The following is a 13,632-nucleotide window of genomic DNA, read 5'->3' as shown; positions in this document are numbered from 1 at the left end:
CGACGGCGCCGGGGCCGCCCGGACGGGCGCCAGGAGGGCGGCCGGCTGGGTGTCGGCCGCGACGGGCTGGAGGGCATCTGGACTCCCCGGAGTGAGAACCGTGTTCAGAGGCGGTCGGTGACGGCTACGGAGGCGGCCGGCTGCGGCACCGTGGCGAGCGGCTCGCGCGTCAGCGAGGCCGCCGCCGACGGCACCGGCCGGCGCTCGGCCAGCGGGACGACCGGCGGCAGGTCCGACTCCCCGAGGACGACCCGGCGCACCACGCGCTCGGCGGCCCGGCCGTCGTCGTAGGTGCAGAACCGCTCGCGGAACGCCGCCCGCAGCTGGGCCGACCGGGAGCCGCGCCAGTGGCCGGTGGCGAAGATGTCGATCAGCTCGTCCTCGCCCCGCGCGATCGCGCCGGGCGGGAAGGAGCGCAGGTCGAAGTAGGTGCCGCGGGCCGCCTCGTACGCCTCCCAGTCGTCGGCGTGGATCACGATCGGCCGGTCCAGGTTGGCGTAGTCGAACATCAGCGACGAGTAGTCCGTGACCAGGGCGTCCGAGGCCAGGCAGAGCGACTCCACGCTCGGGTGGTCGCTGACGTCGACGACCCGGCCGCAGGTCGTGGTCAGCGGGCCGCCGTAGGCGTGGTGGGCGCGGGCCAGCACCACGAAGCGCGGGCCCAGGCGGCGCACGATGCGCTGGAGGTCGAGGGTGTGGCGCGGGGAGCGGCGGTAGTCGCGGCGGGTCGGCGCGTACAGGATCGCCACCGCGCCCTCGGGGATGCCGAGCGAGGCGCGCAGCCTCGCCACGTCCGCCTCGGTCGCCGTGCGGAACACGTCGTTGCGGGGGTAGCCGTACTCCAGCGTGGTGTAGCGGCCGGGGTGGACGCGCTCGTGGGTCAGGGTGGTGTGGCGGTTGGCGGACAGCACGTAGTCCCACTGGTCGACGCCCTTCAGGAGCCGGGCGAAGTCCCGGCCGCGGGCCGCCGCCGGGCGCTCCTGGAGGTCCAGGCCGAGGTGCCCCAGCGGGGTGCCGTGCCCGGTCTGGATCAGCACCTGGCCCCGGCGCTTGACCAGACGGTCGTCGAAGTCGGTGTTGCTCACCAGGTACCGGGAGCGGGCGAGCGCCGTCCAGTAGGCGGCCGTGCCGGGGACGAGCCGGCGCGGGCCGGGCGGGATCGTGTGGTGGTGCTCGGGACGGGCGATCCACGCCGTGCGGATGTGCGGCGCCAGGTCGCGGAACGCGCTCTCCAGCGCGCCCGGGTTGCAGCTGTGGCCGCGGCCGTCGTACGCGCCGAAGACGGCACGGTCGGCGCGCAGCGGGAGGCAGCGCTGCACGCGGTAGTGGGCCCGGAGCGCGGCGGCCCGCAGCCCGCGCCCGAGCCGGCCGGAGACCCGGGCGACGGAGCGGTGCGCCGCCGACGTCAGCTTCAGGGTGCGGTAGGTGCGGTGCAGGCCGAAGCGGATCAGCGTGTGGTGCACCCGGGCGCGCAGGGGACCGGGCGCGCCGGGGGTGCGGTAGCGGCGGTAGTGGGCGCGGGCCCGGCGCAGGAAGGCCGCGCGTGACGTGCGGGGCAGCCGGTCCCGCCGGGAGTACACGATCGCCAGGTGGTGCACCATGCGGCAGAACAACACCGGCCGCCACTGCGCGAGTTCGGGCCGCTCCTCCAGGAAGGCGAAGACCCGGTCGTACTGCTCGAAGACGTCGAAGTGCCGGTCGCTGGTGGTGCGCAGGATGCTGCCCTGCCGCCGCTGCCGGTAGTGCACGCAGACCCGGTCGAGCGTCGCGATCGACTCCGCGGTCATCAGCACCGGGTACGTCCACGGCGTGTCCTCGTACCAGCCGGGCGGGAAGGCGAACCCCTTCTCCTCGACGAACTCCCGCCGGTACGCCTTGTTCCAGGCGACCATCAGCAGCCGCAGCAGACCCGGCCGGTCCTCCAGGCGGAACGGGGCCGGGCCCTCCTCGGTGAGCTGCGGGGCCGCCTGGTTGCGGACCGCCTCGCCCGTCCAGTAGGTGCGCGCGTAGTCGAAGACCAGGACGTCCGGGTCGCCGGTCTCCTTCAGCCGGTCCGCGATCGAGCGCAGCGCGTCCGGCGTGAGGGTGTCGTCGCTGTCGAGGAACAGCAGGTAGTCGCCGCTCGCGTGCGCCACGCCGGCGTTGCGGGCGCGGCCCAGGCCGACGTTCTGGGGCAGGTGGACGGGGTGGACGCGCGCGTCGCGGGCGGCGAACTCGTCGATGATCGCGCCGCACGCGTCCGGCGAGCAGTCGTCGACGACGATCAGTTCCAGATCGGGACAGGACTGGGAGAGCACCGATTCGAGGCACTCGTGCAGGTACGCCTGAACCTGGTACGCGGGGACAATGACACTGAACCTGGGCAAGAGGCCATCCATCGGTCGGCGCGGGCGTTCGGCCCGGGAACGGCCGGTGGGGCGAGTTGGTTACGGCGGCTACGGCATCCGGGGGAACGCCGAAGGGGCGGGCCGCTCCCGGCCCGCCCCTCCAACTGCCTTGCCGCGACGGCTACTTCACGGCACCCGCCATCACACCGGACACGAACTGCCGCTGGAACGCGAAGAACACGGCCAGCGGGACCACCATCGAGATGAACGCGCCGGGCGCCAGCACGTCGATGTTGTTGCCGAACTGCCGTACCTGCGTCTGGAGCGCGACCGTGATCGGCTGGCTCCCGGAGTCCGAGAAGATCAGCGCGACCAGCATGTCGTTCCACACCCACAGGAACTGGAAGATGCCGAGCGAGGCGATCGCCGGAGCGCCGAGCGGCATCACGACACGGAAGAACAGGCGCAGTTCGCCCGCCCCGTCCAGCCGCGCGGCCTCCAGCAGCTCCCGCGGGATCTCCGCGAAGAAGTTCCGCAGCAGGAACACCGCGAACGGCAGGCCGAAGCCGACGTGGAAGAGCACCACGCCGGTCACCGAGCCGAAGATGCCGATGGTGCCGAAGAGTTCGGCGATCGGGATCAGCGCGACCTGCACGGGCACGACCAGCAGACCGACCACGCCGAGGAACCACCAGTCGCGCCCCGGGAACTCCATCCAGGCGAAGGCGTAGCCGGCCAGCGAGCCGATGATCACCACCAGCAGGGTCGCCGGGACGGTGATCCACACCGTGTTGAGCAGGCTGCTGGTGATGTCGTCGTTCTCCAGCAGTTTGGAGTAGCTGTCGAAGGTGATCTGCGACGGCTCGGTGAACACCTTCCACCAGCCGCTCGCCGCGATGTCCTCCGGCGAGCGGAGACTGGCCAGCAGCAGACCGATCGTCGGCACCAGCCAGAACAGGCCGACCAGGATGAGGAACACCCGCACGAGCCCGCCGCTGACCCCCTCGACCAGCCGGGACGCCAGCGAGTGCTTCGCCTTCACCGAGCCGGTGGGCCGCGCCGCCTTGCCGGGCAGACTGCCCGTGTCCGCGGTCATCGCCGCACCTCCCGCCTCAGCCGCCTGACGTTGAACCACATCACCGGGATCACGAGCAGCAGCAGGAACACCGAGATGGCGCTGGCGATGCCCGGCTGGTCCTCGGAGAAGCCCTTGCGGTACAGCTCCAGGGCGAGCACGTTCGCGTCGTCCTGCGCGGAGCCCGGGGCGATGATGAAGACCAGGTCGAAGATCTTCAGCACGTTGATCATCAGGGTGACGGTGACGACCGCGAGGACCGGCGCCAGCAACGGCACCGTGACCCGTCTGAACACCTGCCACTCGCTCGCGCCGTCGACCCGGGCGGCCTCCAGCAGCTCCCGGGGCACCCCCGCGAGCCCGGCCGCGATCAGCACCATCGCGAAGCCCGCCCACATCCAGATGTACGCGCCGATGATGGCCGGGGTGACCAGGGACGGGCCGAGCCAGTCCAGGCCGTTGTACGGCTCCTTGAAGTTGCTCGCCGGGAGCCGGAGTTGGGCCCCGTCGGCGGAGGCCGGCAGGGTGAAGGTGCCGTCGCCCGCGGCCGTCGTCGAGGCCACGACCCTGCCGTCCTTCACGGCCTCGATCCGCATGCCCGCGTAACCCAGTTCGGACGCGTCGACGCTGTTGAGCGTGCCGACGCCCTTGCCGCGGGTGAAGTCCTGCCAGGTCGTGCCGGTGACCTTGTCCGGCTCGGCCTTCGGAGCCACGGCCGCCTTCGCGTCGTCCGGCATCAGGTCGGGCGCCACGCCCACCAGCGGCAGCGAGACGGGATCGCCCGCGCGGACGGGCGACTTCGTGATGAACGCGCCCCCGCCCGCCGCCTGAAGCGGCGACTCCCGGCCCGGGTGGGCCTTCGGGAACGCCGACGCCTGGGCGAACGTGTCGTGCACGCCCACCCACACCGCGTTCGCCACGCCCTTGTCCGGGTCCTGGTCGTACACCAGGCGGAAGATGATGCCCGCCGCCAGCATCGAGATCGCCATCGGCATGAAGACGACCAGCTTGAACGCCGTGCCCCAGCGCACCCGTTCGGTCAGCACCGCGAAGATCAGGCCGAGCGCCGTCGCGACCGTCGGCGCGAACACCACCCAGAACACGTTGTTCTTCAGCGCGGTGCGGATGCCCTCGTCGGTGAAGAGGGCCTTGTAGTTGTCGACTCCGGCGAAGCCGTCGCCGGACTGGTCGTAGAAGCTGCGGACCACCGAGTACCCGATCGGGTACACCACGAGCGCGCCGAGCAGGACGATCGCGGGCAGCAGGAACAGTGCCGCGACCATCCTGCGGGTGCCGGTCACACTCTTGCGCGACTTGGGAGCGGCAGGGGGCTTGACGCCCCCTGCCGCCGTGGCCGACGTCATGACGTCAGTTCCCGTACGCCGCGGCCGCTTCGGCCTCCAGCTTCGCCTGCGTACCCGCCACGTCCTTCGGGTTCTTCAGGAAGTCCTGGAGGATCTTCCACTCGCCCTTGCCGGGCGTGCCTCCGAAGGCCTGCGGGGCCTGGTCGGACATGTCGAAGCGGAAGTCGTCACCGGCGTCGATGAGCGCCTTGGCGATCCGCTGCTGCACCGCGTTGGGGTACGCGGAGTTCGGCAGGTTCTTGTTCGGCGACAGGTAGCCGCCCAGCTTCGCCTGGATCTCCGCCGCGTCCGGCGAGGCCAGCCAGGTGGCGAGGGCCTGCGCCCCCTTCGAGTCCTCCAGGATCACGGCCGCGTCACCGGCCGAGACCACCGGACCCGTGTCACCCACCGCGGGGAAGGGGAACACCTTCGCGTCGGTCCCGATCTTCATGTCCTTCGGGATGTTGACCTGCGCGAAGTCGCCCGCCGCGACCATGGCCGCCTTGGGCTGGTCCCCGCCGGTGAAGACCTGCGTGACGGAGGCCGGGAAGTCGGTCTGCAACGCCCCGTTCGCCCCGCCCGCGATGTAGTCGGCCTTGCCCCAGACCTGCGCGAGGGTGGTCAGCGCGTCCTTCACGGACGGGTCCGTCCACTTGATCTCGTGCTTGGCCAGCTGGTCGTACTTCTCCGGCCCGGCCTGGGAGAGGTAGACGTTCTCGAACCAGTCGGTCAGCGTCCAGCCCTCGGCGCCGCCGACGGAGAACGGTGTGACGCCGGAGTCGTAGACCGTCTGCGCGGTGTTCAGAAGGTCCGGCCAGGTCTCGGGCTCACTCGCCCCGGCGTTCTCGAAGACCTGGTTGTTGTACCAGATCAGGGACTTGTTGGCGGCCTTGTAGTAGACGCCGTACTGCTTGTCGCCCACCTTGCCGATGTCCTGCCAGCCCTGCGAGTAGTTCTCGCCGAGCTCCTTGAGGGCCTCGGCGCCGAGCGGCTTGGCCCAGCCGCGGTCCACGGCCTGCTTGATGGCGCCCGGCTGCGGCAGCATCACGATGTCCGGCGGCTGCCCGCCGGCCACCTTCGAACCGATGAAGTTGATGATCGGGTCCTGGGCGGGCACGAACGTGACCTTGGCGCCCGTGCGCTTCTCGAACTCCGCCAGGACCTTCTTGAAGTTGGCCTGTTCTGCGCCGGTCCACACGGCGGCGATCTCCAGGCTCGTCCCCTCCAGCTTGGGGAGGGTGACGTTGTTGCCGGTCTCCTCGGTGTTGCCCTGGGTTCCACTGTTCCCGTCGTCGTCGCCTCCGCAGGCGGTGAGCGAGAGCGCGAGCGCTCCCGCGGCGACGGCCGCCGCGGCCTTGGCGGCTCTGCGGTGCTGGGGGGTCGCCTTGTCCCGCTCGGGCGACCAGCGTTTCCGGATGGTGCTGCTCGTCATGCGCATGACTGCCCCGTTCTTCGTTCCTCGTCGAACGTCGAGCGCGCTCCCGTGCGATCTGGTCTACGCCCGGGTGTGCGGGGGCGGCAAGATGGCGTCGGCTGTCAAGCGGGGGATCGTGACTCCCTCGTGACCAGGGGCGCGGCCCCCGCGACGCCGGACGCGGCCCGGTGGCCGTCCCGTGTCACAGAAGGGACGGCACCTTCGCCGCCGAGACCTCCCGCGCCGCCCTTTCCAGCGCGCTGGCCAACAGTGCCAGGTCGGTCGGGCCGTTTCCGAGCTCCCGCACCGGACGCCGGGCCGGAGGGTCACCCATGCGGTGCCATTCCAGGGGTACGACCGTGGGGCGCAGCGTCGCCGTCCGGGGGATGCGGCCGGTGACCCGGCCGCCCTGGAACGGGGTGGTCCGCCCGTCCGCCCACGCGAGGCTTCCCCGGCCGGGCGCCGGCTCGTCCGGGCCGGGGGCCGGCGTGTCCAGCGTGACGCGCAGGGTGGCCCGGCGCGCCGGTTCCGTCTCCGCCGTGCGGGGGCACGGCCCGGTGGCCGCCACCAGGTGCACACCGAGCCGCTCGCCCTCCCGGGCCACGGCCTCCAGCGCGCGCATCACCGACCCGGCCGCGGGGCGCCCGGTCGAGCCGAGCGCGGGGGCGACCAGTGCGTCCAGGTCGTCGACGACCACGACGAGCCGGGGGAGCGGGGGCGCCGCCGCCTCCGTCTGCCGCCGGGCCCCGCCGGGCCGCAGCCGCAGGGTGGAACTGGGCGGGCTGTCCAGGTCCCCGGCCCCGCTCTCGGCCGGTGCGCCACCCCGGGCCGTGGCCGTGCGCTGGGCGACCATACGGCCCGACAGCTCGCGCCCGGTGTGCCACTCGGCGAAGTCGGACCGCCCCAGCAGCTCGGCGCGCCGCTTCAGCTCGGCGGTCAGGGACTGCGCGAACTCGCGCATCCGCACCGGGTCGTGCGCCGTGAGATGCGTGGTGACATGCGGTACGTCCGTACAGACCCACAGTCCCTCGCCGTGCCCGCCGCCCGCGCCCGGGCCGCCCCGGCCGTCGACGAGCACGATGCCCAGCCGGTCCGGCCGCTCGGCGGCGGCCAGCGAGGCGACGACCGCCCGCAGCAGCTCCGTACGGCCGCTGCCCGGCGGGCCCTCGATCAGCAGGTGGGGTCCCTGGGCGGCGAGGTCCGCGCAGACCGGGCCGCGCGGCCCGGCGCCCAGCACCGCGCGCACCCGTCCGCCCAGCGCGTCGGCGTCGTCGGCGGCGTCCGCCCAGCGCGCCATCAGCGAGGCCGGGGTGGCCCGGGCGAGACCCAGCTCGTCCAGCAGCCGGGCCGCCTGGGGCAGTGGTGCGGAGACGCGCGGCTGGCGGTCGCTCGCCGTGCCCTCCGTGCGCAGCGGCGCCAGCGCCCGCGCGAACCGCTCGGACCAGGCGGGGGAGACGGCGTCGACGGTGGCGATGGTGCCGTGGCCGACGGGACCGGCCGGTGAGCCGTCGCCGGCGACGCGGGCCACGCGCATCAGCCGCAGGGCCGTCGCCACGTCCCCGCTGAGCAGCGCGACGGCGCCGCACTGCCGGAACGTGGGCGTCACGGAGCAGGCCGCCTCGTAGGTCTCCGTCACGGGGGACGCCGGGGAGGCGGCGGCGGTCTCGGCCAGGCAGACGACGTGGATCCCGGCCCGGGGACCCTCCAGCGCCAGCCGCGCGACGGCGTCCCGCAGACCGGCTCCGCCGGGGTCGCCGTCCACCACGAGGACCGTGTAGGGGCCGGGGAACGCGGTGGCCGCGTCGGAGGCGTCGTCGTCGCGGACGGCCCAGGACGGGCGGGCCCGGGAGACGGGGACGTCGTCCGGACGGGTGTCGGTCACCGGGGCGCTCGGCGCTGTACCCGGTGTGCCGGCGACCGGGCTGCCACTGCCCGCTCCCGTATCGGCCAGCTGGTCCTCCAGGCGGCGCAGCAGCTCGTCGGTGCGGGCCGCGGCCTGTTCGCGGTCGTGGGCGAGGAGCAGCCGGCAGTCCTGGCCGTGCCCCGGGCGGACGTGCGGGAGCCAGCCCAGCCAGGACCACTCGGCGGTGCGCTCCTCCAGGGGACGGGAGCGGTCCGCGGCGATCAGGACGATCTCCAGCGTGTCGGGGGAGTGCAGCGCGGCGAGCTGCGCCAGCACGGCACGGGCCAGCCCGGCGAGCCGCGTCCGCGGCCCGGCCAGCCCCAGCGCGCCGACCTCGCGCAGCCCGGCGGTCACCGGCACGGCGGGCAGCAGGCCCGAGCCGTCCGGGGCCGCCCGGTCGGCCGTGCCGAGCCGCACGGCGAGCGCCTCGGGGTGCCCCGGCCCGCGCTCCCACAGCCGGGGTCCCGGGCCCAGCGCCGTCAGCAGCAGCGCGGCCGGGTCGGGCCAGGTCTCGGGCACCGCCGGTGCGAGGGCCGGGCGCTCGGCGACCACGTCGGCCGGCTCGTCCTCGTACGCCTCGCGCCCGGCCGCCGTCTGCTCGCCCCGGCCTCCGGCCCAGCGCCGGGCCCAGGCCCCGAGCCCACCTCGCCTGCGCGTCCCCGACGGCACGTCGGTGCCCCGGAGAGGAGTGCCCTTGCGCCCACGACCGGCACGCTCGTCCGGCGACTCCGCCGGCTCACCGACGCCCGCCGGAATCCCCGGTTGCCGGGCGGCGGGCCCGGGGGTGCCGCGGAGGGGGGTGCCTTTGCGTTCGTCTCCGGTGGGGTGGTCGGGGTGGTCGGGGTGGTCCGGGTGGTGGGTGGGGGTGTCGGTGGCGGTGGGAGAGGCCGCGTGCGGGGCGGCGAGGGCGGCCGAACCGTCCGCGCCCAAGGGGCCCGCGCCGGTGCCGTCCGTGGCTCCGGCGCGGGGGCGCCCGGTGTCGTACGCCCTCTCGCCGTGCGCGCCGGTGCCGTCCGGGGCCGCGTGGCCGTACCCCCCGGCTCCGGAGCGGTCCGCGTGGCCGTACGCCCCAACCCCGGAGCGGCCCGCGTGCGTCTCACCGTCACCGCTGCCCTGCCGCGCCGCACCCCGCTGCTGCGCCGCGCCTCGTTCCTGCGCCGCACCTCGCTGCTGGGGAGCCCGGAGCCAGCGCTCCGGTGAACCCGGGCGCGCTCCCTGCGGTCCAGGCGAGGGCCGCACAGCCCCGGCCCCGGCCCCGGTCGCCGACGGCGACCCGTCCCCGGCCGCCCGCGATCCCGCCGCGCCGCCGGTGCCCTGAGAGGGCGCCCCGCCCCGGCTGTCTCCCGCGGGGGTGCCGCCTCCGGTGCCCCGGGAGGGCCCCCCGCCCTCGATCCGCGGCGCGCCGCCCTGCCCCGGCACCACGGCCTCACCGGAGCCCTGCCCCGCGACAGCCGGCGTGCCCCAGGCCGCCGAGCCGTGGGTGTGATGCGTGGGGCCGGACGGGCCGGCCGGTGCCGGGGCCGCCACGCGCGCGTACGAGGGCGCGCTGTCGGCGGGGCCGGGCACGCGCACGTGCCCCTCCCCGTCCGGGGTCGTCTCCACCCGGCCCCCCGGCCCCCCGGCGGGAGCCAGCCGCAGGGCCGACTCGCCGATCCGCAGCAGCGCCCCCGGCGTGAAACGGACCGCGCGGTCGCCCACCCGCACCCCGTCCAGCGTCGTGCCGTTCGTCGAGTCCAGGTCGGCGACCGAGACGCGGCCGTCAGCGCCGACCGTCACCGCGCAGTGCAGCCGGGACACGTCCGGGTCGTCGAGGGGCACGTCCGCGTCGGCGGAGCGGCCGATGCGGATCTCACCGCCGTGCAGCAGGTGGACGCCGCCGGCGTCGGGGCCGGCGACCACCTGGAGCTGGGCCGGGGCGTCGTCCCACTCGGGGTGCGGCTCCGGCTCCCCGGGCGCGCCCACGGACAGCACGGCACCGTCGGTCAGCGGGGGCTCGCCGAGCGTGCAGCGCTGCGCGTCGAGCCGCTGCTCCCCGGCGTACAGCACGGGCGTGCCCGAGCCGTCACCGCCGGAGACCACCTGGGCGAGCGCCGACGCCACCGCCGCGAGCGCCGTACCGGCCGGCGCCGTGACCAGGACGTCGCTGCGCGGGGCGCGGTCCCGCGCCGGCGCCGACGGGCCCAGCGGGTCTACGACGGTCAGCCGGATCTGCATCGCCGTCAGCGGTCCCTTCTGCCCGGGCGCGGAGTCCCCCACCCCGCCCCAGCACGTCGGCCAGTACTGCACGCATCCTCGCACCTGCCACTGACACCGCGCCCCTCGCTCCAGGACAAGTGATCTTGATTGGTCGGCTCTGCCCGCAAAAGTGCCTGAGAGATGACCCACAGGCGACCGGTTGAGATCAGTCACGTTCGTTACCGGCAACCACAAGACCGAGGTGAGCGTCTTTCCTTCGAACGGGTGTGGGGACCGATACGTAAGACCCACAGAAAGACGACACTCCGGTCCTCGGCCGCCCGGCACTACAGTGGGTCGGACAGGCCAGCAGGCAAGGCAAGCACCAGGGAGCGCATGACGTGCGGCCGGTAGGCAGCAAGTACCTGCTCGAGGAGCCGCTCGGACGCGGCGCCACGGGCACCGTCTGGCGAGCCCGCCAGCGCGAGACCGCGGGCGCCGAGGCGGCCGTGCCGGGACAGCCCGGCGAGACCGTCGCGATCAAGGTCCTCAAGGAGGAGCTGGCCGGCGACCCCGACATCGTGATGCGGTTCCTCCGGGAGCGCTCCGTCCTGCTCCGGCTGACGCACCCCAACATCGTCCGGGTCCGTGACCTGGTCGTCGAGGGCGAGCTGCTGGCCCTGGTCATGGACCTCGTCGAGGGCCCCGACCTGCACCGCTACCTGCGTGAGAACGGCCCCTTCTCGCCCGTCGCGGCGGCGCTGCTCACCGCCCAGATCGCCGACGCGCTCGCCGCCAGCCACGCCGACGGCGTCGTCCACCGCGACCTGAAGCCGGCCAACGTGCTGCTCCAGCAGTACGACGGGCAGATGCACCCGCTGCTGACCGACTTCGGCATCGCCCGCCTCGCCGACTCCCCGGGCCTGACCCGCACCCAGGAGTTCGTCGGCACGCCCGCGTACGTCGCGCCCGAGTCCGCCGAGGGCCGCCCGCAGACCTCCGCCGTCGACATCTACGGCGCCGGGATCCTGCTGTACGAGCTGGTCACCGGCCGCCCGCCGTTCGCCGGCAGCTCCGCCCTGGAGGTGCTGCACCAGCACCTGAGCGCCGAGCCGCGCCGCCCCTCCACCGTCCCCGACCCGCTGTGGACGGTCATCGAGCGCTGCCTGCGCAAGAACCCGGACGAACGGCCCAGCGCCGAGAACCTCGCCCGCGGCCTGCGCGTCGTCGCCGAGGGCATCGGCGTGCACGCGAACTCCGCGCAGATCGCCGCCGCGGAGGGCGTCGGCGCGCTCCTGGTGCCCGACCCGGCCCCCGCGCCCGTGCCGGACACCCCCGGCGCGGCCGACCCCACCCAGGTCCTCCCGCAGGGCGCGGGCTCCTACGACCCGAACGCCGCGACCAGCGTCATGGGGCACACCGGCGGCCCGGCCGGTGCCGCCGACCCCACCGCCGTGCTCCCCAACCGGGGCGCGGCCGACCCGACCGCCGTCATGCCGCCGGTCCCGCCGGGCGCGCCCGGTCACCCCGGCCAGCAGGGCCAGGGCGGCCCGGAGGACCCGCACCCCTGGCAGAACCAGCTGCGGGCCGCCCGCGACCGCAACGAGCAGACGCAGGTCCAGTACCTCGACCCCGGCCAGGACCCGCTGCGCCGCCGCCCCCAGCGCCAGGTCGCCCGGCCGCAGCAGCAGCCCCCGCGCCACCAGGCGCCCCCGCCCGGGCCCGGCTACGGCCACCCGCAGCAGCAGCCCCAGCAGTACGCCCCCCAGCCCCAGCGGCCCCAGCCGCCGCAGCGCTACGCCCCGCCGGCGCCCCCGGCCCAGCCTCAGCAGCCCCAGCAGCCGCAGCGGCCCCAGCGCGAGCCCCGGCAGCCGAGGCAGCGCAGCGCCAATCCGATGCGCATCCCCGGCCTCGGCTGTCTGAAGGGCTGCCTGTTCACGATCGTCATCCTGTTCGTCGCCGGCTGGCTGATCTGGGAGCTGAGCCCGCTCCAGGAGTGGATCGGCACCACCAAGGGCTACTGGGACCAGCTCACCGACTGGTTCTCCACGGTGACCGGCTGGTTCGAGAAGATCGGCGGGAGCGGTTCGGGCACGAACTGACCCGAACCACCCTGCGGGGTTGGTGATTTGTCGACACCTGGCGGGTGATTTCCGCCTCGGCGGTGAAGGTTGGCTCCCCGGACGCGTAGTTTTAGCGACAACACGCGTCGGTAGGAGCAGCCTTGGCACGGAAGATCGGCAGCCGGTACACCGCCCACCAGATCCTGGGGCGGGGCAGCGCCGGCACGGTGTGGCTGGGCGAGGGCCCCGAAGGACCCGTCGCCATCAAGCTGCTGCGCGAGGACCTCGCGTCCGACCAGGAACTCGTCGGACGCTTCGTCCAGGAGCGCACGGCCCTGCTCGGCCTGGAGCACCCGCACGTGGTGTCCGTGCGCGACCTGGTCGTCGACGGCAACGACCTGGCCCTCGTCATGGATCTCGTCCGCGGCACGGACCTGCGCACCCGGCTGGAGCGGGACCGGCGCCTCGCCCCCGAGGCGGCCGTCGCGATCGCGGCCGACATCGCCGACGGGCTGGCGGCCGCGCACGCCGCCGGGGTGGTCCACCGGGACGTCAAGCCGGAGAACGTCCTGCTGGACATGCAGGGCCCGCTCGGCCCCGGGGGCTCCCACCGCGCGCTGCTGACCGACTTCGGCGTGGCGAAGCTCATCGACACCCCGCGCCGCACCAAGGCCACGAAGATCATCGGCACGCCGGACTACCTCGCCCCGGAGATCGTCGAGGGCCTGCCCCCGCGCGCCTCGGTCGACATCTACGCGCTCGCCACCGTCCTCTACGAGCTGCTCGCGGGCTTCACGCCGTTCGGCGGCGGCCACCCGGGCGCGGTCCTGCGCCGGCACGTCACGGAGACGGTCGTCCCGCTGCCCGGCATCCCCGACGAGCTGTGGCAGCTGCTCGTGCAGTGCCTGGCCAAGGCCCCGGCCTCCCGGCTGCGGGCCTCCGAGCTGGGCGCCCGCCTGCGGGAGCTGCTGCCGATGCTGGAGGGCATGCCGCCGCTGGAGGTCGACGAGCCGGACACCGAGCAGGCCGAGGAGGCCGACCGGGAGGAGCAGCCGGCCGGACCGGCACCGGCAGGCAAGCAGGCCAGGCGGCGGGGCGCGGTCCCCCTGGTGCCGGGCGCGAAGCCGGCCGACTCCAACCGGGACACCCACACCTCGATGCGCGTCCCGGCCCCCGACGAGCTGGCCGGCGGCGCCCACGGCACGGCCCGGGCCCCGCGCGCCTCGGGCGCCCCGCGCCTCGGCGTCGTCGGCCCGGTCGGCGACCAGGGCTCCGACATCGCGCGGATCGCGGCCATCGCCGCCGGGCTGCCCGACACGGTCGCGGGCGTCC

The 13,632-nt window shown here is 74.6% G+C and carries 7 protein-coding genes; 2 read left to right on the top strand and 5 right to left on the bottom strand.

Going from position 1 to position 13,632, the window contains the following annotated elements; translation table 11 throughout:
* Positions 1-104: 104 nt before the first annotated feature.
* From ABZ948_RS35610 to ABZ948_RS35590, 5 genes are all read right to left on the bottom strand, one after another.
* Positions 105-2,366 (bottom strand): bifunctional glycosyltransferase/CDP-glycerol:glycerophosphate glycerophosphotransferase, encoded by a 2,262-nt coding sequence (locus ABZ948_RS35610; protein ID WP_359766730.1) that lies wholly within the window; start codon positions 2,364-2,366, stop codon positions 105-107.
* Positions 2,367-2,508: 142 nt separating this feature from the next.
* The gene (locus ABZ948_RS35605) at positions 2,509-3,423 is read right to left on the bottom strand and encodes a carbohydrate ABC transporter permease (protein WP_359766728.1); all 915 of its coding nucleotides are present in this window, start codon (positions 3,421-3,423) and stop codon (positions 2,509-2,511) included.
* Positions 3,420-4,766 carry a carbohydrate ABC transporter permease gene (locus ABZ948_RS35600; protein WP_389624816.1) on the bottom strand — a complete coding sequence of 449 codons (1,347 nt, stop codon included), beginning with the start codon at positions 4,764-4,766 and terminating at the stop codon, positions 3,420-3,422. Before ABZ948_RS35600 ends, ABZ948_RS35605 begins: the two co-directional genes overlap by 4 nt.
* A 4-nt stretch (positions 4,767-4,770) precedes the next feature.
* Positions 4,771-6,183, bottom strand: a complete 1,413-nt coding sequence (locus ABZ948_RS35595; protein ID WP_359766726.1) for an ABC transporter substrate-binding protein — start codon at positions 6,181-6,183, stop codon at positions 4,771-4,773.
* A gap of 178 nt (positions 6,184-6,361) precedes the next feature.
* On the bottom strand, positions 6,362-10,276 hold the full coding sequence (locus ABZ948_RS35590; RefSeq protein WP_359766762.1) for an FHA domain-containing protein: 3,915 nt from the start codon (positions 10,274-10,276) through the stop codon (positions 6,362-6,364).
* 362 nt (positions 10,277-10,638) lie between these two features.
* On the opposite strand from ABZ948_RS35590, the gene ABZ948_RS35585 reads away from it, so the two are divergent.
* Complete coding sequence (locus ABZ948_RS35585; RefSeq protein WP_359766724.1) at positions 10,639-12,339, top strand: serine/threonine-protein kinase; 1,701 nt, start codon at positions 10,639-10,641, stop codon at positions 12,337-12,339.
* Between the two features lie 122 nt (positions 12,340-12,461).
* A partial coding sequence (locus ABZ948_RS35580) for a serine/threonine-protein kinase (protein WP_359766722.1) occupies positions 12,462-13,632 on the top strand: 1,171 nt, incomplete at its 3' end.

The organism is Streptomyces olindensis, from assembly GCF_040645895.1.
Classification (GTDB): Bacteria; Actinomycetota; Actinomycetes; order Streptomycetales; family Streptomycetaceae; genus Streptomyces; species Streptomyces olindensis.
This window is presented reverse-complemented; position numbering and strand designations above follow the sequence as displayed.